Here is a 23,981-nt window from a genome sequence, read left to right on the forward strand (position 1 = left end):
CCAAGACATCGGCGCGCGCTGACGGTGACAGTGGGTTCATGAACAGCATCGTCGAGAACGCCTTCCAGGCGTTCGCCAGCAATGACCCGGACCGGATCTCTGCGGTCCTCACCGAGGACGCCGAATGGCTGTCGCCCCCTGGGAACCCCAGTGCCGTCGCGCTCGGGGGGACCCACCACATGGTGGGCAGGGAGGCGATCGTGCGCTTCTTCGCCGAGGACTTCCCCCGTTTGTACGCGCGTGATGTCGCCGTCACCTTCCATGGCGTCTACGTCGACGGTGAGCGGATGGTCGTGGAGGCGACCATGACGGCAACGCTCGTCAACGGCCACCACTACGACAACGACTTCTGCTTCGTCTTCGAGCTCCAGGACGGGCTGATCCACCGGGCCCGTGAGTACGTCGACACAGCCCGTGGGCTCCGCATGGTCCTGGGCGAAGTTCCACAGTAGCCGGCCTCGATCCGGCCGTGAACCGGTCGGATCGACGAACAAATGGGCCGGCGAACCTGCCTCGACGACCCCTGCAAGTGGACGGCAGACCGCCCACTATCGGCAACCACAACGCTGAATGATCGCAGGCGGCCCGATAACTCCCCGCCGACTGGCCGCCTTTGGGGAATCCCAACTGGTCACCAACAGTGGGCCCTTGCTGAACTCTCGGCAGGGGCCTGTGTGGTCTCAGGACTTCCTGGACGGTTTGTCGTCAGGAGATGTTTGACCACCCACCGAAGCGAGCTCAGGCAGTGGTGAGTCCGTCCGGGCCTGGTTGGGGCAGCGCGTCCTGCCGGGTGACGACGACGTCCAGCAACTCTGCTGTTGGAGAAAGGAGTGGACCGTCGCCTTGTAGCCGAGTGCTCGCCCCGCAACCGACGATCCGCCACACGCGTCGCGTAACACGCGGAACGCGAATGGCTCTTCTCCCTCATCCCCCTGACGATCGGCGCGGTCTTTCTCGGCTCGGCGTGCATGGTCTCCGCCGTGCCGGCGCGCTGCGCCGCATAGGTATCGCCGCCGAGGCTCGGATCGTCCGCCACGATGTCCGGCGGGAGGACGACGGTGCCACGTTCTACCACCCGGTCGCGGCCTGGATGGCCCGGGACGGGCGCACATGCGAGTACTCCTCCAGGTTCGGCCGCCGAGTCATTGGAAGCGACTTCGGCGTGGGGGCACACGCCGTGGTCCAGTACGACCCTCAAGCCCCACACCGGTTTGCGATCGAGGGGTGGGACATGAATCGGGTCGACCTGCTGTTCACGGTGCTGGGGTCGATGTTCACCGTGGGCACGGTGACGATTTTGCTCGTCCGGCTGCTCACCCTCTGACCGTGGCCAACCCGCCGACGGCCGCGCAGTCCCTGCCTTCACAGCCGCCGGATCGGTCAACCTCGGCAACCCGCACGCGAGTTCTGTGCTCGACCTCGCGACACAGAGCGCTCGGCTCACCAACTCGACCTCACCCATCGTTTTCATCTGGAGCCGCCATGCAGCTACGCAGTCATTCGCGACGCGCGGAATTTTTCAACTGTTCGCCACGGCGCCGGCCGTTCATGGAGTCCGGTTTGGTCGCCGTCTCGGCGTCGCCCGATTTTCGGCCCTTTTCAATCGGAACTCCCGCCCGCAGAAACGGTTTTCGTTCATATTCCAGCCGCGGTCGAGGAGATTCCAGGTAAAGGTGAGATAGAGAATGTCTGTTCGGCTTCACCGCCCTGCGCGTTTCACCGGCACCCTTGGGCGGTGGGCCGCCATGTCCTGTTTCTCCTCTTCCGAGGTGGGTGGCTCGATAGGGCCGATGTGGTCGAGTTCGCGGTCGGCATACCTTTTGAGCACGGCGAGGAAGAAAACACTGCGGAGCGATAGCCCGACTATAGGACTTTCACGAACGTCTGTATCGGTGTTCTCCGCCCCGCACTTCCAAGCCGTTCATTCACCGCGCACCGGATCGTCAGAGAAACTCACCCGCCGTGACCAGGAGGAGTTCCCGATGACACAGCCCTATCCGCCGCCTCCACCGGGGCCGTACGGGTATCCCCAGCCCCAACCGCAGCCGGGAGCGTACGGGTACTACTACCCGCCCCAGCCACCGCCCGGCCCGTACGGGTACTACCAGCCGCAGCAACAGCCAGGTCCGTACGGGTACTACTATCCGCCGCAGGCACAGCCGGACCCGGAGAAGGAGTACCCGCAACTCACCGCGTCGACCGTAAAGGGCACCGTGCTCGGTCAGGCGCAGGCCCAGATCAGTGCGACGCTCCTCGACAACGACGGTCAGCCCATCAAGGGTCAGCCGATCACCTTCACGGTCTCAGACGGCCGTCAGATCGGTATGGCGGTCACCGACGCGGCCGGCGTCGCGCGCCTTGACAGCGGATCGAACCTGCTTGACCCGCTGCTGTGGGGCCACGCGCTCGGCTCCGGCTACGAGGCCCACTTCCAGGGCAACAAGAAGTTCATGCCCGCGAACGCCCGCGGCAAGATCGAGCCCGCCATCGGCTGAGCGCGACCGGTCCTTCACCGTGTCCCGCATGCGGGACGCGTTCTGCGCCGGCCTCGTGGAGGCCGCTCCCTCGGGAGCGGAGAGGCCGGCGCCCCGCCCCAGGTCTTGCCCGCACCCGCGCACCCGCACAGCCGTGCCAGGCCCCGAACGCGCACCGACGGTTCGTCAACAATCCCCTGGACTGCCCACTCAGCCCCGTGGCCGGTGCCGATACTGCGCCGGGGCTTCCTCCTGCACAGTCCAGGCGAGGGCGAGGCAGCCCCCCGCCGCGGCGAGGAGGAAGCCGATGAGGAGCCCACCGAGGTTGGCGAGGAACAGGCTGCACAGTGCCATGGCGATGGCGAGGGTCCCGGCGTAGTTGCGGTGGGCGGGCTGCGTCCAGGTGCTGAGGCCGGCGACGGTCAGCAGCGCGCTGATGGTCCAGGAGGAGGCACCGGCTCTGCCGGTGAGGCGGATCAGGCCCAGATCCACCCAGGAGATGCCGACCAGCGCCGCCGCTCCGGCGAGCATGAGCAGCCCGGCGTAGAAGGGCCGGGTTCGCCGCCAGTGCCGCCACCGTTGCAGGGTCACTGCTGGTCCTTCTCCCCGGACGACGTCCGCTTCGGTACGGCCATGGCCCAGTCAGGGGTGCAGCCACGGGTGCCGGTGCTCACTTTGATGTCGACGACGTGGACGGTGACCGTGCCGACGGCGAATGCCTGCGGTTCTGCGGTGACGCCCTCGGCCGTGACATGGCCGGCCGTGACCGTGAACAGGCCGATGTTCTTCTCCTCGCTCTGGTCAGGCGTGGTCAGGCCGGCACCGCCGGCGGTGACCTTGCGGGCTTTCACGGCGCCGGGCTGGACCGAGACCGATCCAATGTCGCCCCGGTCGAGCTTGATGGAGACGGTCGTGGCGCCGATCGCCGGTAAGTGGGCAGTGGAGGTGACGCAGGCACCGGTGACGACCGCCTTGTCGGCCTGGGCCACCAGGGCCGGCCGCGGCACGCCGCCCGGGGTGATGCCGGGGGTGACCGATACGCCGGTGACCTCCACCTTGTCGGCATAGACGGTCACGGGCAGCCCTCCGGCGAAGGCGACAGCCAGCGCACCGGTGCCGGCGGACATCAGGAGGATGACAGCGAGAAGGGCGGTGGGCAGGGCGGCGGCCAGCAGGCGCCGTCGGCTGGTGCGGCCCCATCCTCGGTCCGGAACGGGCCCGGTGTCCGGTGTCGTGATGGCGGTATCCCCTTCATTCCGTGGCAGATGTCCGCCTGATGCGAGGGCATCGTTGAACGACTGCCCACCGGAGTACGCCCTATGCGGGCTTCAGGGCATAACCGGCAGAGCGCATATACAGACGGTCGGTCCCCCGTTTGGGCTATAGGGGTATGTTGCCCCCATAGGGCTCTGCCTCTTGGGCAACCTCCACCCCAATGCGCCGATGGGCACGCGCTGTTGAGCCGACATCCGCATGCGCCGGGGGGATGATGAGCATGGCCGGGGAGCCGATCGCCATTTGCGGCATGTCGTGCCGACTGCCTGGCGGGATCCGGACACCCGACGAACTCTGGGAGTTGCTGGCGGCGGGCCGGCACGAAGCGTCTGGGCTCCCGGACGACCGCGGCTGGGACCTTCGCACGCTCTGCCATCCCGATCCGACGCGCCCGGGGGCCAGCCCCGTCCGCATGGGCGGATTCGTGCGAGACATTGCCCAGTTCGATCCCGCCTTCTTCGGCATTGGCCCCCGGGAGGCGCTGGGCATGGACCCCCAGCAGCGCCTGGCGCTCGAAGTGGCTTGGGAAGCGGTGGAGCATGCTCGCCTTGCCCCCCTCTCGCTGCGGGGCTCGCGGACCGGTGTCTATGTGGGGGTCTTCGAGGGCGGTTACCTCACTGGCCACACGACGGACCCCGCCGTCCCGGACATCACACCGGGTGGCCGGGTGCAGCTGTTCATGGGCAACACCCTGAGCGTGGTGGCAGGTCGTATCGCCTACTGCCTGGGGCTGTGCGGTCCGGCTCTCGCCGTGGACACGGCCTGCTCCTCGTCTCTGACCGCGTTGCATCTGGCGGTCCAAGCGCTGCGCAGCGGGGATTGCGAGACGGCGATCGCCGCTGGAGTCACGGTGATGTCCAGCCCGGCCGCCCTCATCGCGCTGGGTGCGGCGGGCGCGATGGCTCGTGACGGCCGGTCGAAGGCGTTCGGTGCGGAAGCCGACGGCTTCTGCCCGTCCGAAGGCGCAACCGCCCTGCTGCTGATGCCCCTGGAACGGGCGCATCGCCTGCGGCATCCGGTGCTGGCGGTGATCCGTGGCAGCGCCCTCAACGAGGACGGGACCGGCGAGGGGCTGGCCATTCCCCACGGCCCGGCGCAAGAAGCGGTGATCGGCGCCGCGTTGTATGACGCGGGGCTCGGGCCCGGGGACGTGGATCTGATCGAGGCGCACGGTACGGGCACGGTGGTCGGGGACCCCGTGGAAGGCGCATCGCTGCTGGCGGCCTACGGCAGCGCGCACACCCCCCAACGGCCGGCGTGGTTGGGATCGGTGAAGTCCAACATCGGGCACACCCAGGCTGCCGCCGGTATCTCAGGAGTGATCAAGGCAGTGCTCGCTCTTCAGCATGAGCGGATGCCGGCCACCCTTCATGTGGAGCGCCCTACGCCCCATGTCGACTGGTCCAGCGGCAGGTTGCGCCTGCTGGAGCGGTCCCGTCCCTGGCCGAGGGGCGAACTGCCGCGCCGCGCAGGGGTGTTGTCGTACGGCATCAGCGGCACCAACGCCCATGTGATCCTGGAGGAAGCCCCCGCGCCTCGAAACCTTCGCCCCACGAGAGGCTCGGACGGGCATGGCCCGTCGGTGACGCCTTGGCTGCTGTCGGCGAGGAGCCCGGTTGCCCTGCGGAACCAGGCAGCCCGGCTGGCCGCATATGTGCGCTCCCGGCCCGAGCTGGGTTTGGCCGATGTCGGCTGGTCGCTGAAGGCCACCCGGAGCGTGTTCGACCACCGAGCCGCCGTCGTCGCCACCGACCGCCAGGGACTGCTGGCCGGACTGGACGAACTGGCCGCAGGACGCCGCCATCCGGCGGCCGTCACCGGCAGGGCACCGGCCGGAGGGCCCCCGCGAACCGTGTTCGTCTTCCCCGGCCAAGGGGCCCAGTGGCCGGGGATGGCGGCCGGTCTGCTGGGCCACTTCCCCGCCTTCGACGAAGCGATGGACCGCTGTGCACGCGCGCTGCGACCCTTTATCGACTGGGACCTGCACCAGGTGGTGAGCGGTGCGCCCGGAGCCGCGGATCTCGAGCGCGTGGACGTGGTGCAGCCGGCGCTGTTCGCCATGTACGTCTCGCTGGCCGCCCTGTGGCGCGCCCATGGAGTGCGACCGGATGCGGTGATCGGGCACAGCCAGGGCGAGATCGCCGCCGCTCACTGCGCGGGAGCGCTCTCCCTTCAGGACGCCGCCAAGGTCGCGGCCCTGCGCAGCCGTGCACTGCGCGCGGTAGCCGGCCAAGGCGGCATGGCCGCGGTCGCCCTGCCGGTGGACCACGTCCATACGCTGCTCACGCGCTGGCCGGGACGGCTGGAGGTGGCAGTGGACAACGGACCCTCCTCCACCACCGTGGCCGGCGAACGAACGGCACTGGAGGAATTGCTGACGCACTGCGAGACCGAAGGGCTCTGGGCCCGGAGGCTTCCGGTGAACTACGCCTCCCACACCGCCTTGATGGAAACGGTCCGTGACGAAGTCCTCGCCGACCTCGCCGGCATCGCGCCACGGCCCGCCGAGATCCCCCTGTACTCGACGGTGACCGGCCAGGTCATCGACATGGCCGCCCTGGACGAGGCGTACTGGTACCGAAGCCTGCGCAATCCGGTCCGGTTCCGGGAGGCGGCCGTCCAGGCCCTCTCCGCGGGCTTCGGCATGTGTATCGAAGTGTCCCCGCGTCCCGTGCTTGCGCCGGTGTTGACCGAGCTGTGTGAGCGCAGCGAGTCCCCCGCCACGGTCGTCACCACGCGGCACAGCGATGACGCAACACCTGAAGGCGTGGTGCGGGCCCTGGCGACCGCCGGCGCACAGGGAGCCGAGGTGGACCTGAGTCCGTACTGGCGCGGCGGTCGTGAAGTCGACCTGTCCACCTACGCCTTCGACCGTCAGCGCTTCTGGGTTCCTCGCCCGCGGCGCCATGACGTGGAGAGCGCCGGAATGCGGCGGGCCGGCCACCCCCTGCTGGTCGCCGAGACCGAGCAGGCGAACACCGGCACACTCGTCCTCTCCGCCAGGCTCGGCCTGGACGAACACCCCTGGCTGGCCGACCACGCCGTCCACGACACCGTGGTCGTGCCCATGACGGCGGTCATCGAGTACGCGATCGCCTCGGCCGACCGAGTCGGCTGTGAAGTCGTGGAGAACCTCTCCCTGCACGCCCCGCTGATCCTCGACGACGAAGAAGACCTGCTCCTGCAGATCACCGTGGCGCCACCCGACTCCTCCGGCACGCACCTATGGCAGCTGCACGCCCGGCCAGCCGACGCACCCCCCGAACATCCCTGGACCTGCCACGCCGACGCACGCCTGCACCCAGCGGACCGAAAGACCGACAACGCCCCGGGGGAGACCACCACTTGGCCGCCCGAGCCGACCCGTCCGGTCCCACTCGACGATGTGTATGACGACTTGTGGAAGCGCGGTTATCAGTACGGCCCCGCTTTCCGCAATCTGCGGCAACTGCATCTGAGCGAGACCACCTGCTACACCGAGGCACGGCTCGACGAGCCCTTCGGCAGTGACGCCGCCGGCTTCGGGATCCACCCGGCTCTGCTGGACGCCGCCCTGCACGGTGTGCTGGCCGCCAGGACCGACACTCCCCTGCAACTGCCCTGTGTCATCGGCTCCGTGCAACTGCTGCTCTCCGGCGCCGGCCACGTCCGCGCCACCGTCACATCATCCGGCACCGACCGCATCGATGCGCTGATCACCGACACCGACGGGCGCACCGTGGCGGTGATCAAGGAACTGGTCAGCCTGCCCGCCACCCCGCAGCACCTGCGTGCCGCACTCAGCGGCACGACCACACTCGGCCACTTGCTGTCCTGGCAGCCACAGCCCCCATCCTCCCTTGAGGACGCCCCCAGGAACCTCGTGGTCATCGGTCCACCGCACGAGCCGGCTCTCGCACCGGCCCGCTATCCCGATGTCGCCGCCCTGTCGGCGGCGGTGGCCGGCGGAACCCCGCCTCCGGATGTGGCGCTGATCGACCACCGGCCCGTCACCCCGCCCCCGCACGATGACATCGACGATCTGCACCGGCGGATTCGCCAACTGACGGCGCAGGCCCAGCAGTTCCTCTCCGATCCCCGGCTGGCACATACCCGGGTGCTCGTGGTCACGCAGGGAGCCCAGGGCACGGCGGTGACCGATACCGTCCCCGACCCTGCCGGTGCGGCCGCCTGGGGCCTGATCCGCTCCGCCGGGCTGGAGTACCCCGGGCGCCTGGCCCTGCTCGATCTCGACGACCACCCCGACTCTCTGTGCGCCTTGCCCGCCGCCGCGGCGACCGTCACCGAACAGGCGGCATTGCGGCATGGGACTCTCCTCACACCGCGCCTGACCGCCGTGAACCCCCGTGACGCCCTACAGCTGCCGGCCGACGGCAAGCCTTGGCGGCTGGCTCCCGACGGCAGCAACACCCCCGACGGAGTGCGCATCGTCTCCACGCCGGAGGCCAGCGTTCCCCTCGGCCCCGGGCAAGTCCGCGTTCGCGTATGTGCGGCAGGCGTGAACTTCCGCGACCTGTTCGTCCTTCTCGGCGTGGTCCCAGAGCCTTTCGGCTGCGAGTTCGCCGGTGTCGTCACCGAGGTCGGCGATGCCGTGACCAGCCTTGAGCCGGGTCACCACGTCATGGGTCTGAGCACGTCGGGGGCCTTCGCATCATCGATCGTCGCCGACGCTCGCATGGTCGTGCCATACCCAAGGCACTGGTCTTTCGAGAGGGCCGCCAGCACTCCCGTGGCCTTCTCCACCGCCTGCCATGCGCTTCATCAGCTTGCGGCTCTCCAGCCAGGTGAACGCGTTCTGATCCACTCGGCGGCCAGCGGCACCGGCCTGGCCGCCGCCAAGCTCGCCGCCGCGATGGGGGCCGAAATCTATGCCACAGCCAGCCCTCACAAGTGGCCGGTCCTGAGATCGCTCGGGATCCCCGAAGAACGCATCGCCCCTTCACGCGGAACAGCGTTCGAGCACCGTATCCGCGCCGTCGCCGGCTCCCGCGGCATCGATGTCATCCTCGGCAGCCTCGCGGGCGAGGCGATCGACGCGTCCATGCGCTTGCTGGCACCCGGAGGCCGCTATGTCGAAATGGGTCACACCGACGTCCGCGACGACACGGCCATGGCCGAGCGCTATCCCGGCCTTTCCTACCACGTGGTGGGAAAGGCGGACTCTGAAGACCTTGAACGGTACATGTCCACGCTCATGGCCTCTCTGTCCCTGGGCGTGACAACCGTCAAGGAGAACGACAGCACCCTGGACCTTCCTCTCATCATCCGGGACATGCGCCAACTCGGCCATGTGATGGGTCAGTTCAAGCTCGGGCAGCACACCGGAAAGTTCGTCCTCACCCCTCCCCGGACCCTCAACCCCGACGGCACCGTCCTGATCACCGGCGGCACCGGCACCCTCGGCGCACTCCTCGCCCGTCATCTCGTCACCACCCACGGCATCCGTCATCTGCTCCTGCTCAGCCGCAGCGGTCCTGACGCCCCCGGCGCCCGCGAACTCACCGCCGAACTCACCGACTTGGGCGCGCACCCCCGCATCGAGTCCTGCGATGCGGCCGATCCCAAAGCCCTGGCCGACACCCTCGCCGGCGTGCCACACGCCCATCCCCTCACGGCTGTCATCCACGCCGCCGGAGTCCTGGACGACCACGCCTTCGAGGCCCTGACCCCCGAGCACCTCGATACGGTCCTGCGCGCCAAGGCCGACGCGGCACTCCACCTCCACCGGCAGACCCTCGGCCTCGACCTCGACGCCTTCGTCCTGTACTCGTCCCTGACCGGACCGCTCGGTTCGCCGGGACAGGCCAACTACGCCGCCGCCAACGCGTACCTCGACGCCCTCGCCCACCACCGCAACGCGCTGGGTCTGCCGGCCGTTTCCATCGCCTGGGGGCTCTGGGCCCCCGTCAGCAAGCTGACCGCCCGCATCGACGACCTCAGCCGTGCCCGCCTGAGCCGTTTCGGGCTGCGCCCCTTCACCGCCCGCAACGGACTCGCCGCCTTCGACGCCGCGCTGCGCCTGGGCGAACCCCACCTCATCGCGGCCGCCATCGACCGCGACCGGCTCCATGTCCACGCCGAGAACCTTCCCGGGCTCCTGCGCAGCCTCACCCGCCGCACCCTCCGCCCCCGGGCCCAGGCCGACACCGGCGACAGCACGGAAGTGCTCACCCGCCTTCGCGCTCTGCCTCCCACCGAACGCCCTCAGGCCGTCCTGGTCCTCGTCCAGACCCATAGCGCCGCCGTCCTGGGCTACCCCACACCCGACTCCATCGACCCCGACCGGTCCTTCCGGGACATGGGTTTCGACTCCCTGAACGCCGTCGAACTCCGTAGCCGCCTGCAACTCACCGCCGGTCTGCCCCTCGACCCCACCGCAGCCCTCAACAACCCCACCCCGCGGGCGCTGGCCCACCACCTCAGCGAGGCGATCGCCGCAGGGGACACCGCGCAAGGAGAGCCGACGGACGAAGTGGCACCGGTCACCGCACCGCCGGAGCCGACCCCCACGAGGCCGGAGGGTCAGCAGTGACCGTCGTCCTCACCGGCGCGACGGGATTCCTCGGCTCCCGGCTCCTGCGGGGCCTGCTGGCCACCGGCCGGTCCATCACCGCCCTGGGCAGGGACAAGGACGGGCAGACGCTGGCCGCTCGCCTCCACCACGCACTGCGCGCGGCAGGAGCCGACCACAACGAACTCGCACGTGCCCAGCAACACCTCACCGCCGTCCCCACCGACATCACCCAGCCCCACCTCGGTCTCACACCCACTCACCACCGGCAACTCGCCGAGCAGGCAAAAGCCATCTGGCACTGCGCCGCATCCGTCTCCCTGGTCGAAACAGCGCACCATCTGGCCCCCATCAATGTGGACGCCACCCGCCACATCACCGAACTCGCAGACCTCTCCCCCACCCAGGCCCCACTGATCCACATCAGCACCCTCTACCTCGCCCCCCACCCGCTCACCGCGCCCGCCACCACCCCACCACTCAGCACAGACACCACGGAACCCGCCGGCGGATACGCACAGACCAAGCGACAGGCCGAAGCCGTCGTGCATCACTGGGCCACCAGCCGCCGACGCACGGCCCTGCTTCTGCGCCCCGGGCTGCTGACCACCGACCGTCCCGTGCCCGCCGACGCACCCCAGCAGCCCTTGAGCACCATCAAAACCGCCGCGGAACACCTGCTCCAGCGGCTCCCGCTCCCCCTGCGGCACGCTCTGGCAGCACCCGGCAGCAGCCGGCACCGGCTACGCATCCGCCTGGCGCTCCCCCCGGAGTCACACGTCAATGTCCTCGACGTCGACTACGCGGTCGACGCCATGCTGCGCCTGTCGCGTATCCCACACGACGCCGGCCCCACCACGTACTCGGTGACGCACCCGGTCGACACACCCATCACTGCACTGGTCTCAGCCGCAAACACCCTCATCCCGGGCATCGCACTTGCCCTCCACCCCTTGACCACCAACCCCAACCCCCTCGAACAACAGGTCAACCAGCTCCTGACCCGGATCTTCCTGCACGGCCGGCGCACCCACGCAGACGATGCCGTGCCGCTCCCCCAGGCACTCCCTGGCGCGCCCCCACCGGCCCTGATCGATCACACCTACCTGGCAGCGGTCCTCAACAGCATCGCTGCCTCCGCATCAACCGTTGCCTGACCGTAAGAACCACGACACAAAGACCCCGCAGAAGACCCTCATTGGCTGAGCACCGGGCCGGATGGACGGCGCGTCCTTCGCCCGGAAGGATCGCGGCCATGGCATCTGACGCGAACCAAGCCCGTGCCCTGTCCTTCGACGCTGTTGCCGCGCAGTACGCGGCCGCGCGCCCGGGCTATCCGTCGGCCCTTTTCGACGTCGTGGAGGAGCTCGCTGGCCGGGCGCTGGCCGGCGCCGACGTACTGGACTGCGGGGCAGGCACCGGTATCGCCACCCGGGCACTGTGGGAACGCGGCGCCCGTGTCATCGCCCTGGAGCCGGGCGCCGGCATGGCCGCGCAGCTGCGCCGGGCCGAGCCGGAGGTTCCCTTGGTGCGGGGCGAGGGCAATCGCCTGCCCTTTGCCCCCGACAGCTTCGATGTGATCACCTACGCCCAGGCGTGGCACTGGACGGACCCGGCCCGCTCCGTCCCCGAGGCGCTGCGCGTGCTGCGCCCGCACGGTGCGCTGGCCCTGTGGAGGAACCACGCCGACGTCCGCATCGACTGGGTCGCGGCGGAGGAGGACCGCCTCGCGCCTTTCATCCACAGCCGCCCGGTGAACGCGCCCGAGGTGTTCGCCCCTTTCCCGGTCCAGGTGACCACCCGTGAGATCGCATGGTCGCGCCGGATCACCGTCGAGGAGCGCATCCGCAACCTCGGCACCCTCTCGCACTTCGTGGTCATGCCCCCCGCCGAACGGGACGGGCTCCTCGACCTGAACCGCACCGCGCTGGAGCGGCTCTTCCCCGACGGCGAGCTCGACGAGCCGTACCGCTGCGTCCTGACTGTCGTACGGCCGACTGGCATTCAGGCCTGATCAGAGCGCGAATACACACGGGCACTCGCCGCAAGAAGTCAAGAGGTGGGTGCCCTCTGGCAGTGGCGCCTGCCAGAGGGCACTGTTGATGGCAGTCGCATGAACCATGGACACGTACACGGCGCCGGGCCGTCCCTGGAGAAGGCGTTGAGGCACTCCGGATGTGGTTCAGGGAGCAGCGGCCATGACGTCACGGAGGCTGCGATGGAAACCGAGCGCCTGCTGATCACCTCGACTGCGCAGGGCTGGGTGCCGGAGGCAGAACGGCGCGCGCTGGCCAAGGCCATCGGCCAGGACGGGTACGCGGTGGTGAAGGTCGACGCCCATGCGCCGGGCCAGGACCCCTTGACCGTCCTGGGCGACGCGCTGGGACGCAGGCAACTGCATCCCCGAGGCGACAAGTTCGGCGTCATCGGAACGGTGACCGGCAACGGCGACCAACGGGTGCACGAACTCTCCGCGGCGTGGCGCGACCATCTCGATGAGTACCAGGCCGTGGGGCTCAAGGACGTGGGGTGCCATACCGACGGCGCGTTCATCGACGGCCCCGGCGTGGCTCCGCCGGCTCTGCTGATGCTTCATTGCGCTCAGCCGGCTGACACGGGTGGTGAAAGCATCCTGGTGGACGGCGCAACCCTGCTCGAAGCAGTACAGCAAGCAGATCCTCCTCTGCTGCGTGAACTCCTGCGCCCGCAGTTCACGTTCTGCCGGGACGAGCTGCTCGCCGTGAACCAGCCGGTCTTCCGACGGCGTGGCCCCACGGTCATGACCATCCGCTGGCGCTTCGACAAGGCCCTCTACGGCACCCAGCCCGCCCTTGAAGCAGCCCGGGCATTCCACGACCGGTACGTCCGAAGCGCACCCAGCACCCAAATCCTCCTGCGCCGCGGGGAGATCCTGGTCATCGACAACCTGCGAATCCTGCACGCCCGCAAGGAATCCCACGGAAAACGGATCCTGCGCCGCGCGTGGATCGCCGACGAAGCATGCGCACCCGTGGCCAACCTGACCCACAGAGCCACACACCCACGCGCCTACCAAGCCTTCGACTTCTACCAGCCCCTCCCCCACGGCACCGGCCAAGCCCCCGCGCCACTGTCGCTGGGCGCCGAGATCACTGTGAATGCAGACCCGCTCTCCTTCTCACCCATGTGATCACCCGATGGCGACCTTCGCCTTCGTTCCAAGGTTGCGATCAGCCGCTCCGGCCACTGGCCCGCAACGGCCGCTCCCGGCCCGACAGCCGGGACAACCAACCGCGCCCCGGATCACAGGGCGGTCCATCACCTGCTGGCGCTACTGGTTGCACTGCAACTGCTGGCCCACAACAGGAAGGTTCGCGAGGGCGGGGCCGAAAACGGGGAGGCCAGCGAGAGCACATCCCAAGCTCGGCGCTGCGGCTTTCTGAAACTGCGCAGGCTGTGCAGCGGCGGCGCTGGAACTGGAAGCCGCCAGGAGCACCGTGGCCAGTGCCCCCACAACGGCAACGGACAGCCTGGACCTCGAACGCATCGCGCTCTCATCCCTTCACATGGACGCTGTGCCGGACATGCACTACCCAGCAGCACGGCCACCACCCGCGCACTCCTCCTATCAAGGGATAAGCCGAACCCTCTTCCGAGGCTGAGTGAGGCTGCCTCAGCCGGCCCCGCTCAACTCGGCAAGTTCCCACCGCAGGGGGCCTGTAAATAGAACGGCTCTGTTTCGTAGTCGGTGGTGACGCTGGGTTCTGTTCATGGGAGGAGGATGCGGTGGCGGAGGAGATCGAATCCGGCACGGCCGTGCATCTGCCTCATGATCCTCCTGGTACGGGTGTTGGCGCCCTCGGTGCATCCGTTGTGGTAGGGCAGGGTGAGGCCAGCGTCCACGGCGGCGCGGTCGAATTCGAGGCCATTGCAGAAGGTCTGCAGGTGGGGCAGGTCGGCGGCCCGGACTGCGGTCATCCACTCGGTGAGCCGGGCGTCGTTGCCTGCGGCCGGGGCCAGCAGCTCGGCGAACTCGCGGACGAGTCTGACGAGTTCGGTCATCTCAGGGCAAGCGGCGGTGAGAGCTTCCAGGAGGGTGGTCTCCTTGGTGCGCAGGTGTTCGGGGTGGGTGAGCAGGAGCCGGGTGGCACGTCGCGGGGCGGTGACCGGGCGGTCGCCTTCGGCGCGGCCCTGGTTGAGGTAGCGGACCAGCAGGTTGGCGCTGCCGGTGTAGCCCAACTCCCGTATCTCCCGGAGTAGGTGGGTGACAGGGACTGCGGGATCGGCCGCGCGGCGGGCGCGCAGATGGTCGCGTTAGGGGTCGACCAGGGTAGGCCGGTACTGGGGAGCGATGCGCAGGGCCGTCGGCTCGGGGATGCGGGCGTAGCGTTTGACGGTGTTCAGGGCCAGTCCCAGGCGGCGGGAGCAGTCGAGCAGGCCGACGCCCTGGTCGAGGAGCTGGTGGATTTTGTGCCAGCGTTCGCGGGTGGTCTGCTCGCGGACCCCACCGGGGCGGGGCGGGTTGACGGTGGCCCAGCAGAGAGCATGGGCGCGGACCTCGGCCAGGACCTTGTCGCACAAGTTGCGGAATAGATGCCAGCGGTCGCTGACCTGCACCGCGTCCGGCAGTGCCCGCCGGATCGCCTCGGCGTCACCCGGCTGAGCCCCGAACCCCTCTGGCGCGCGGGACGCAGCACACGCCGGTTCCTGCATCCGCACCACCGACCTGCGTATGCAGACCCACAATCAGGCTGGATATCGTCACTGCTGGCCGGAAATCATCGGCGTGATAGAGGTTTCCGGGATCTGTGCACTCCTGGAGATCGACGAAGGGGTGCCATGCCTGCCGACCGGAGCAGCGGAATCCATACGGACGCCATCGGCTGCTTCGCCCAAGAAGCATCCGGCCGGTTCTCTCCGGACCGGCTGCTGAAGGTGTTACGCGAGGCGGGCATTCTGCCCGACGACCCCAGGATCGCCGAGACGATCGCCCAACTGGACCGCGTCCGGCCCGCGTTGTCGGAAGCCGAACCCTCGCTGCTGACCGTGGAGGAGTTCACCGCCGCAACCCGGCACAACCGGGGCATCATCGAGCGGACCGCCTGCGGGGAACTCGCCGTTCCCGACTTCCCCGCGCTGGTAGGCGACCTCCGGCGCATCTACCAGGAGGTCCACTCCAACCGGAGCGGCGCCGTCGCCACATACATCCCCCAGCTCGCGCGAGTGGACGCGGACCAGTTCGCGATCTCCGTGTGCACGGTGGACGGGCAACGGTTCTCCATCGGCGACGCGGACGTCAACTTCTGTCTGCAGTCGGTGTCCAAGACCGTCAGCTACTGCCTCACCCTGGAAGAGCACGGGACCGACACCGTCCACCGTCATGTGGGAAGGGAGCCCAGCGGCCAGGGCTTCAACGAGCTGACCTTCAACAAAGCGGGGCTGCCGCACAACCCGATGATAAATGCCGGTGCCATCATGAGCTGCGCACTCATCCAACGTGGCATGGCCGCCGCGGACCGCTTCGACTACGTGGCCGATACCTGGAATCGGCTCGCCGGCGGGCGCGGCGTCGGTTTCAACAATTCCGTCTACCTCTCCGAACGTAACACCGCGGACCGGAATTTCGCACTCGGCTACTCGATGCGGGAGCGCGGTGCGTTTCCTCCCGGCACGGATCTGCTGGCCACTCTGGAGTTCTACTTCCAGTGCTGTTCCATCGAGGTCGATACAGAACAACTGGCCATTGCGGCGGCCTCCCTGGCCAACGCCGGGGTGTGCCCCCTGACGGAGGACCCGGTGTTCTCCGCTCAAACGGTGCGTCACTGCCTGTCGTTGATGTCGTCGTGCGGGATGTACGACTTCTCCGGGGAGTTCGCCTTCACCATCGGCCTGCCCGCCAAGAGCGGCGTCTCGGGTGCTCTGATGCTGGTCGTACCCCAGTTGATGGGCATTGCCATCTGGTCGCCCCGGCTGGACAGTCATGGGAATTCGGTGCGCGGGATCGAGGTCTGCCGACGGCTGGTCGACTGCTACAACGTGCACACCTACGACCTGCTCACCGGCACCGGCGCCGAGACGGGCAAACGCGACCCCCGTCTCAAGCGCCACCAGAGTGCCACCGAAGGCATCGTGAGCCTGTGCTTCGCCGCCAGCAGGGGCGACCTCAACGAAATCCGCCGGCTGGCCGCCTGCAACGTCCCGCTCGACGCCACCGATTACGACGGACGCACCGCCCTGCATCTGGCCGCGGCCGAAGGGCACCGGGACACCGTGGAGTTCCTCCTGTCCAGAGGAGTCGACCCGCGGCCGGTGGACCGCTGGGGCGGTACGCCCCTGGACGACGCCAACAGATCCGGGCACCAGGAACTGGCCCGGCTGCTGGCCGAGGCCGGCGCTATGGGCGTGCATGACCCGTAGCGTGCGCCATGAGGGTGCATACGTGACCCGGCGCCCTGCCCGTGCCGCCTCCCGTGCCGCTCCGTCTGCGAGAGAAGCACTCGGGTGGCGCGAAGGAAGTGACAAAAGCCCCAAGGGCATTCCCACGCGCCCCCAGCCACCTCCGAGCACCCCGTACAACGATGGCCGGGCGACGCCCGGCGGATCCTACAAAGCGCCTGGCCCCCTCCTCGAATCCAGCGCCGCCAAGGCCCCCGACGGCTGATCTTCCTGGCCATGCCCCTCGGTGCCGGTGGCAGTTGCCCTCGACGGAGCCTCGGCAAAGCTCCGGAGGTGCAGCCGTTGTTGATGGCCGGGGACGATCCGGTCAGTCCCCGGGTGGGTTCCCCTCATGTAGTGCCGCTGCCATCCTTGCGCGGCGGCTTGCGTTCCCGGAGTTGTCATCTGTCGCGCGAACTCTTCCCGGCTTTTGCTCCAGCACTGGTAATCGTCGGCGTCCTGTGTTCGAGATCCCCTTGGCCTGATCGTGCGGAGGCCCCGGCCATGACGGCACGCGCCAGCGGGTGTTGGACGAGCGGTCGTCCGGGCTGCGGTTACCGCGGTTGCCCGTCGTGCGGCCTCGCAGGCGAAGGCCTGCCAGGCCGCACGTGGGGTCGGGGTGACCGATTCCGGCACGCCGATGACGAGCCGCCGTGATGGGGCTGTGAAGGTCCTCCGGGGGCTATCGGGTCCTGAAGTGGCGGAAGAGGTTTCGGGCCACGTACACGCCGGGGCCGCCGAAGCCGACGATGTCGGCGCGTCCGTCAGCGGTGATGTCGGCGAGGAAGCGGGGGTGGCGGTCGACTCGCCAGGCGCCTGCGTCCTCGTTGTATCCGAAGCCGCGGCACACCAGTTGGGCCTGTTCGAACTGGCCGTCGCCGCGGTTACGCGATACCCAGACCCCCTCGTCGCCGAAGCCGACGATGTCCGGTTTGCCGTCGCCGGTGACGTCGGCGAGGAGCCGAAGGTGCTTCTTGCCCGTCCATCCCTGGGCGAGCCCGAAGTCGTTCAGGACGAGCTTCGAGGGCTCGAACGTGCCGTCGCCGCGCCCGCGTGAGACGACAACGCCCTGCGGGCCGAACCCGACGATGTCCACGGCTCCGCCACTGGTGGTTTTGACCAGGAACCGGGGGTGCTCCTCGACCGAACTCCACCCTTGCTCGGTCCCGAAGTCGTCGAGGACGTACAGCGGTTCGGCGAACTTCCCTTCCTCGTCCTGGAGCGATACCCAGACGCCGTCGTCATGGCAGCCGACGATGTCCAGCCTGCCGTCACCTGTGGTGTCGGCGAGGAAGCGGGGGTGCTTGTCGGCACGCCAGCCACCCGCTGCCTTGTCGTGGCCGAACGCCCGGAGGACCGGTTCGTCGGCGGTCGGTGCGAACTTTCCTTCCTCGTCCTGGAGCGATACCCAGACGCCGTCGTCATGGCAGCCGACGATGTCCAGCCTGCCGTCACCTGTGGTGTCCGCGAGGAAGCGGGGGTGCTTGTCGGCACGCCACCCGCCGGCCTGCTGGCCGTGTCCGAACGCCTTGAGAACCAGCTTGCCGCCCACGGGCGCGAACTTCCCGCCATCGTCCTGAGCGGACACCCGGACACCGTCGGCGGCAAGCACGACGATGTCGGGCTTGCCGCCGCCCGTCGTGTCCACAACGGTCCACAGGTCCGCGGGATTTGGGGAGGGCGCGCCTTGGTGCAGGGGGCGCTCATCGCCGTCGTCGAACGTGCCGTCGCCTTTGCCGGAAGACGTCACAGCGCCCTGCGCGGGTTTGAGCCCTACGATGTCCGCCCGCCCTGTTCCCGTGGTGTCGGCGAGGAACCGCGCACCGGCCCCGGCCCACCAGCCCGGCTGCCCGCCGGGAGAGGGGCGGGCCCCGTCGCTCTGCCACCCGCCGGCGCCCTGGTCGCTCCCGAACCGCTTGAGGACCAGCAGCATGTCGCTGAAGCAGGGTGTCGCGCCGGGTACCGGCCGCAGCGCGGCCGAGCGGTCCAGCCGCCAGGACCGGCGGCTGTTCCAGTGACTCAGTGGTGCCCAGCGCAACACCGGGTCGCTGGTGCGCTCGGGCTCGGCCGGGACGAACCGCCACCGCTGGCTTTCCGCGCTGTCGTCGTACGGGCGCAGAACGACCCGGGTGTCGTCCGCGCCGGGGTCGGCGAGGTCGAGAACAGTGCCATCGGTCGCGCCCTCGATGAAGTAGAGGCCCGCTTCACCCTCGACGGGGACGATGTACCACTGCTGGCCCTTCTTGCCGGCGACGGCGTCCCACTGGCGGACACCTCGGTCCGCCGCGGCGGGGTTGTCGAGCACCTTGCCGCCGACCGCGTTGCGGATCACATATCCCTGACCGCCCTGCGCGGCCGGCATGGGGGTGAGCTGCCACTGCTCCGGGCTCGGGCCGCCATCGGGGAAGTCACGGACGACGAGCGCCCCGTCCGCGCTCGGCGGGGCCTTGGCACCGAGGGTCTTCCCTGTGGCGGCGTGGACGATCTCCAGCTTCAGTTCTTCCATGGGCACGGGCATCGTGGTGCCTCTTCCAGGCGGTTGGGGCGTTGACTCGGGACGGCTGTGGTGCGGCGGTGGCCATGGATCACGTGAAGACGTGGTGGTACGGCACGTTCCACTCGCTGGGCAGCCGCGGGTAGAACGTGTTGATGACCGTCCCCGTGAAGTCCCCGCCCCAGTTGTAGGTCAGACGAACCTCGCTGTCAGCGGTCACCGCGAAGTCCTTGAACCCGAGGATGGCGTCGGGATGGGTGATCGGCACAAAGGTGATCCCGCCCCACGGCGTCACCGTGACGACCCACAGCTGGGTGTCCTCGATCGCGCCGTTCTTCCCACGCCACTTGTCACCCACCTTGTCGGGCAGGCCGACCTGGACGGTGTCGGCCGTGCTCTTGGGAGCGTCCTGGTGGACGGTGATACGCCTGCGCTGCGGCTTTGGCGTGCCGTCGTCGCCACGCCCGGCGTCGACTCCGCCCACAGCGGCGGGTTTGGGCGGCACCGGGCCCGCGGCGCTTTCGATGAAGTACAGCGGTCGCTGCCCGAAGAAGCCGGCGGGGGTGATGTGCCAGAGGTGGCCCTGCGCGTCCTTGACGGTCGGGTCGAGTGTGGTGGCCAGTTTGACCCCCTTGTCGTGGCTGTCCTCCTTCAGTTCGACGGGCCGCAGATAGCCGCCGTTGAAGGCGTGGACGAGCATGACCGGCCGATTCTCGACCAGCGCTGCCACGATCGCGTTGTCATAGCTGTTGACCGCCACCGGGCCGCCGACCACCAAATTCGCCATGGCCGTGCGTTCTTGGGTGTACATCGCGGAAACCTCACCTGTTCCTGAATGTGGAGAACAACGGGTCGGACGCTCAATACAGTGGCTTGCCGCGCGGCATTGCCGCACACTCAACCGCATTCGATCGAAGAGACTTCGAAAGTGATGGGATACCTCACCCACGGCAACGCTCGAGGCTATGACATCCGCAGGCAGGGCGGTCCAGAAAGTCATCGATCGAGTAACCGTCAGGCTTCAACTTACCTTTAACTCGGGCGAGTTAGGCAACGGTCGAGCCTTTGTCACTCGATTGAGCACATAATACGGAGACGCCTTCCCAGGCGGCGGAGCCCGTGCTAGCTTCCCCTTTCGGAACGTGCGCAGATTCGTGTCTACATTTCACCGAGCACAATTCGGCCAGATTAGTCGAGGACGGGGAATGTCTTCCAACGCGTACAACCTGGGACGGGCCAAGCGCCAGCCGCTGACCAAGAAGAACCTGCGGGAGCTGAATATCGATCAGACCTGGCGGTCCATCCTGGACCACCCCAGCCTGGTCTACGTCGACGACTACGGTGTCCGGCACAAGCCCGTCGGGTTCTCCGTGAACAAGTCGAGCTTCGGCACTTTCCCCGGCACCGCCTTCCAGTTGGGCTGGATCGCCTATATGAACCTCGGGGAGCCGCTGATCGAGGTGCGGTGCGACATCAGTCAGCCCCCGCCCGACACATGCTCCTCGCGCACCTACGCCAACCGCAGCCAGACGTCCTCGATGAACTTCACCGACTCGGTCGATTTCACCGTGTCGAACGGCATCACATGGTCGCTCCAGGGAACGGCCCAGCTCACCTTCGGCGGCAACGTCAGCGCGCAGCTCCAGTTGCAGCTGCAGAACCTGCTCCGGCTGGACCTCCAGACGCAGCTTCAGACGCAGCTCCAGAACGAGATGTCGGGCAAGAACGCGAACACGGTGACCAACAAGAACAGCAAGGACAACGTCGGGGTGGACAACGCCAACGCCACCGAGCTGGGCATGCGGAACGCGATGACGAACACCGTGGTGAACGGGATGACGAACTCGGTGGGGTTCAATACCACGGGCAGCGCCACCGGCACCGCGCTGCTCAACGCGCAGTTGATGCTGGGGATCACGGCCTCCGTCGGCGGCTCCCTGACCACCAGCTGGACCTCGCGATCGCAGATCTCCGGCCAGGTCCCGCCGAGCTCCCGCGTGGAGACCATCGCCACGCAGCGGCGTTGCCGCAGGCAGTACTGCTACGAGATCCCGGTGACCTTCTCCGGGTTTATCGCGGTGATGTACGACGTGCCGGTGGCGGTCCTGTCTCCTCCGCAGTCCGGGGACCACCCCGGCCTCGACCGGGTGGTGTGCCGCGACATCGGCGACATCGACCTGGCGGGCGGCGGCTTCCGCATGAAAGGGCTGGCCGAGGTCGTCTCCGCCCTGGAGGTCCACCACACGATGTTCGAAGAAGAGAGTCTGACCGACAGCCAACGGACGCTGCACAAGCAGCCTTGACCAGGCGGACGACGACCAGGGGTGACGACCATGGTGTTCGACAACATCTTCAAGTTCGCGGGCAAGGGCGCGGGGCTCTTCTCGGTGACCACCGGCGGCGACAAGCCGCAGCCGGGGGCGGACGTCGACTTCGAGGACGCCGACGACCGCACATACGACGACAGGAGCGACAGCCTGTTCACCAGCGCCATCCACGGGGCTTCCTCCCGGGCAAAGGTCGTGCAGGAACAGTCCCCCGAAGCACGGGTCGTCCTGGGCTTCCTCGGCTCCTTCATCCAGACCACCCAGACGTCGGCCGGTGCGCAGGCGCAGTACGCCGGGGATCCCGGCTCGGTGTCCAAGGCGGCAGCCGACGGCATGAACAAGTCGAGTGCGACGGTGACGGGGCACGACGACCTTCGGAAGCCCGAGGATCTGGCGAGCATGCCGAAGAAGAGCGATTTCGCCAAGCCCCCCAAGGCCCCTGAAGCGCCCAAGGCACCCGAAGCCCAGGCGCCCAAGGCGACCGCCGAAAAACCGTCCCGTTCCGAGTAGGGCCCGAGTGCCGAGGGGGCAGAGGCGAGATCGCCCCTGCCCCCTCGTGCGTCACACGGGGAGCAGCTGCCACTGCCGGTCCCGGTGGTCGCCCTCCGCCCCGTGCTGCTTGATCGCCGTACGGGCGTTGGTGTCGACTTGCAGGAGCAGGCCGCTGTTCCGGTTCGCGATCTCGTACACCCGCGGGGTGTCCGTCACCGAGCCCACCGGGATCAGCCTCCACTGCTGATGGCGGGCGTCAGCACCCTCGTATGCGCGCTGCGCGACCACCGCCCCGGCCTTCTCCTGCGCGCCGACGATCTCCAGGACCTTGCCGCTGCGCACGTTCTCGATCCTGTACAGGACATCGCCGTTGTCCTGACCTGCCGCGATCAGCCGCCACCGCTGGTGATCCCTGGAGGCAGCGAGCAACTGGTGGACCTCGGCCCCGTCCTTGATGGACTCGCGTTCAACCCCCATCCGCAGCCTGCTCCGGACGTTGGCCCAGGAGACCACCGCGCCCGACTCGGGCAGCCCGGCCAGCCTCGCCGACGCGACCTTCCGAACTCGGTTGTTGACATGGTCGGTGATGTAGAGGGTATCGACGCAGTCCACAGCGAGCCCGAGCGGGCAGTTCAACTGGGCCGAAGCGGCCGGGCCGCCGTCACCGCCGAAGCCCGCGGTGCCCGTGCCCGCGACCGTGCTGATCTTGCCGTCCGCCGCGACCTTCCGGACCCGGTGGTTGGAGTGGTCGGCGATATAGAGGGTGCCGGTGCTGTCCACCATCACCCCGAGGGGGCAGTTCAGCTGGGCCGAGGTCGCCAGACGGTCGTCACCGTCGAAGCCCCCGATGCCCGTGCCCGCGACCGTGCTGATCTTCTTATCAGCCGTGACCTTCCGGACCCGGTGGTTGGCATAGTCGGCGATGTAGAGGTCGCCCGCACCATCCACCGCCACGGAGTGTGGATGATTCAGCTGGGCCGAGGTCGCCAGACGGTCGTCACCGTTGAAGCCCCAGGGGCCCGTACCCGCGACCGTGCTGATCTTCTTATCGGCTGTGACTTTCCGGACCCGGTGGTTGGCGTAGTCGGTGATGTAGAGGTCGCCCGCACCATCCACCGCCAACCCGATCGGATAGTTCAACTGGGCGGCGGTGGCGAGGCCGCCGTCACCGCTGAACCCCGCGGTGCCCGTCCCGGCGACCGTACTGATCTTCCCATCGGCCGTGATCTTCCGGATCCGGTGGTTACCCGCATCGGCGATATAGACAGCATCTGCACTGTCCACCGCCACCTCACGCGGGCCATTCAGCTGGGCTGAGTCGGCACGGACATTGTCCCCGTTGAATCCCGCGACCCCGGTCCCCGCGAACGTGCTGATCTTCCCGTCAGTTGTGATCTTCCGGACCCGGTGGTTGTTGAGGTCGGCGATGTAGACGACGCCGGTGCTGTCCACCGCAATCCCGTGCGGACGGTTCAACTGAGCAGAAACGGCGGGCTCGTTGTCCCCTCTGAACCCCGCCACCCCGGTCCCCGCGAACGTGCTGATCGGAGGGGCGGGGTACTCGCCACCTGCGGCTGCCGCCTGGGCAGTGCTCATCGTCATCCCCCTTCGCCGACCGTCCACTACAGACGGCTGTCGGTTAATCCCAGAAAGTCATAGAAGAGTTGGGGTTAGCAAGTCCACTTCCGAGTGACCCTTATGGATCGCATTGACGAGCCATCGCACCGGATGGATGGTCGAAGCCCGCCGGATGACCCATGAGTTCGGCCCGCCCGCAGTGCTGACGCCGTGTGGAGAGCCATGGGCGCGCAGCGCCGGCGTCACGGCGGCAGTGAGCGAAGTGCCAGTGAACATCGATCCGTTCGCAGTAGGCGGCGGCCTGATGGCGAGGGGGATCGCAAATACCCTCGGCAGCACACGGGTGTGGTTCACCGACACCACCAGATCTACGTCTCTGGCTGCCGGGCGGCGTACGGCTGTCGGCCTTGGGGCTC

At 68.3% G+C, this 23,981-nt stretch carries 16 protein-coding genes and 1 pseudogene; 10 read left to right on the forward strand and 7 right to left on the reverse strand.

Annotation, left to right across the window (positions count from 1 at the left end):
- The first annotated feature begins 38 nt into the window (after nt 1-38).
- From ACIHFE_RS25490 to ACIHFE_RS25500, 3 genes are all read left to right on the forward strand, one after another.
- A complete protein-coding gene (locus ACIHFE_RS25490) occupies nt 39-452 on the forward strand; it encodes a nuclear transport factor 2 family protein (RefSeq protein WP_400109960.1) in 414 nt (137 codons plus the stop codon).
- A gap of 512 nt (nt 453-964) precedes the next feature.
- Nucleotides 965-1,324: a DUF3592 domain-containing protein gene (locus ACIHFE_RS25495; RefSeq protein WP_400109962.1), complete on the forward strand. Its 360-nt coding sequence runs from the start codon at nt 965-967 to the stop codon at nt 1,322-1,324.
- 658 nt (nt 1,325-1,982) lie between these two features.
- Nucleotides 1,983-2,495, forward strand: a complete 513-nt coding sequence (locus tag ACIHFE_RS25500; RefSeq protein WP_400109964.1) for an Ig-like domain-containing protein — start codon at nt 1,983-1,985, stop codon at nt 2,493-2,495.
- Nucleotides 2,496-2,684: 189 nt separating this feature from the next.
- Here the strand turns inward: ACIHFE_RS25500 and ACIHFE_RS25505 are convergent, their stop codons facing one another.
- On the reverse strand, nt 2,685-3,065 hold the full coding sequence (locus ACIHFE_RS25505; protein WP_400109966.1) for a DUF6114 domain-containing protein: 381 nt from the start codon (nt 3,063-3,065) through the stop codon (nt 2,685-2,687).
- Nucleotides 3,062-3,601 carry a DUF6230 family protein gene (locus ACIHFE_RS25510; protein ID WP_400109968.1) on the reverse strand — a complete coding sequence of 180 codons (540 nt, stop codon included), beginning with the start codon at nt 3,599-3,601 and terminating at the stop codon, nt 3,062-3,064. The genes ACIHFE_RS25505 and ACIHFE_RS25510 overlap by 4 nt, the downstream gene beginning before the upstream one ends.
- A gap of 368 nt (nt 3,602-3,969) precedes the next feature.
- Between ACIHFE_RS25510 and ACIHFE_RS25515 the strand changes: the two genes are divergently transcribed.
- The 4 genes from ACIHFE_RS25515 (at nt 3,970) to ACIHFE_RS25530 (ending at nt 13,429) form a co-directional block, all read left to right on the forward strand.
- Nucleotides 3,970-10,281 (forward strand): type I polyketide synthase, encoded by a 6,312-nt coding sequence (locus ACIHFE_RS25515; RefSeq protein ID WP_400109970.1) that lies wholly within the window; start codon nt 3,970-3,972, stop codon nt 10,279-10,281.
- The gene (locus ACIHFE_RS25520; RefSeq protein ID WP_400109972.1) at nt 10,278-11,417 is read left to right on the forward strand and encodes an SDR family oxidoreductase; all 1,140 of its coding nucleotides are present in this window, start codon (nt 10,278-10,280) and stop codon (nt 11,415-11,417) included. The genes ACIHFE_RS25515 and ACIHFE_RS25520 overlap by 4 nt, the downstream gene beginning before the upstream one ends.
- Before the next feature lie 98 nt (nt 11,418-11,515).
- Nucleotides 11,516-12,274, forward strand: a complete 759-nt coding sequence (locus tag ACIHFE_RS25525) for a class I SAM-dependent methyltransferase (RefSeq protein ID WP_400109974.1) — start codon at nt 11,516-11,518, stop codon at nt 12,272-12,274.
- 204 nt (nt 12,275-12,478) lie between these two features.
- Nucleotides 12,479-13,429, forward strand: a complete 951-nt coding sequence (locus tag ACIHFE_RS25530) for a TauD/TfdA family dioxygenase (protein ID WP_400109977.1) — start codon at nt 12,479-12,481, stop codon at nt 13,427-13,429.
- A gap of 578 nt (nt 13,430-14,007) precedes the next feature.
- Here the strand turns inward: ACIHFE_RS25530 and ACIHFE_RS25535 are convergent.
- Nucleotides 14,008-14,889 (reverse strand): annotated as a pseudogene (locus ACIHFE_RS25535) (transposase); the annotation flags it as partial.
- Between the two features lie 189 nt (nt 14,890-15,078).
- On the opposite strand from ACIHFE_RS25535, the gene glsA reads away from it, so the two are divergent.
- Entirely contained in the window at nt 15,079-16,656 is a 1,578-nt protein-coding gene (gene glsA / locus ACIHFE_RS25540) for a glutaminase A (RefSeq protein WP_400109979.1), read from the forward strand.
- A 186-nt stretch (nt 16,657-16,842) separates the two neighbouring features.
- On the opposite strand, the gene ACIHFE_RS25545 is transcribed toward glsA, so the two are convergent.
- The 3 genes from ACIHFE_RS25545 to ACIHFE_RS25555 form a co-directional block, all read right to left on the reverse strand.
- Nucleotides 16,843-17,310 (reverse strand): DUF6065 family protein, encoded by a 468-nt coding sequence (locus ACIHFE_RS25545; protein WP_400109981.1) that lies wholly within the window; start codon nt 17,308-17,310, stop codon nt 16,843-16,845.
- Nucleotides 17,311-17,356: 46 nt separating this feature from the next.
- Nucleotides 17,357-19,192 (reverse strand): FG-GAP-like repeat-containing protein, encoded by a 1,836-nt coding sequence (locus ACIHFE_RS25550; RefSeq protein ID WP_400109983.1) that lies wholly within the window; start codon nt 19,190-19,192, stop codon nt 17,357-17,359.
- Between the two features lie 67 nt (nt 19,193-19,259).
- A complete protein-coding gene (locus ACIHFE_RS25555) occupies nt 19,260-19,979 on the reverse strand; it encodes a hypothetical protein (protein WP_400110207.1) in 720 nt (239 codons plus the stop codon).
- A 394-nt stretch (nt 19,980-20,373) separates the two neighbouring features.
- On the opposite strand from ACIHFE_RS25555, the gene ACIHFE_RS25560 reads away from it, so the two are divergent.
- Both ACIHFE_RS25560 and ACIHFE_RS25565 read left to right on the forward strand, forming a co-directional pair.
- The gene (locus tag ACIHFE_RS25560; RefSeq protein ID WP_400109985.1) at nt 20,374-21,471 is read left to right on the forward strand and encodes a hypothetical protein; all 1,098 of its coding nucleotides are present in this window, start codon (nt 20,374-20,376) and stop codon (nt 21,469-21,471) included.
- A 30-nt stretch (nt 21,472-21,501) separates the two neighbouring features.
- Entirely contained in the window at nt 21,502-22,005 is a 504-nt protein-coding gene (locus tag ACIHFE_RS25565) for a hypothetical protein (protein ID WP_400109988.1), read from the forward strand.
- A gap of 51 nt (nt 22,006-22,056) precedes the next feature.
- Here the strand turns inward: ACIHFE_RS25565 and ACIHFE_RS25570 are convergent, their stop codons facing one another.
- Nucleotides 22,057-23,583, reverse strand: coding sequence for an RICIN domain-containing protein (locus ACIHFE_RS25570; RefSeq protein WP_400109990.1), 1,527 nt, complete (start codon nt 23,581-23,583; stop codon nt 22,057-22,059).
- Between the last annotated feature and the right edge of the window lie 398 nt (nt 23,584-23,981).

The sequence above is a fragment of the Streptomyces sp. NPDC052396 genome, from assembly GCF_044593195.1.
Lineage (GTDB): Bacteria > Actinomycetota > Actinomycetes > Streptomycetales > Streptomycetaceae > Streptomyces.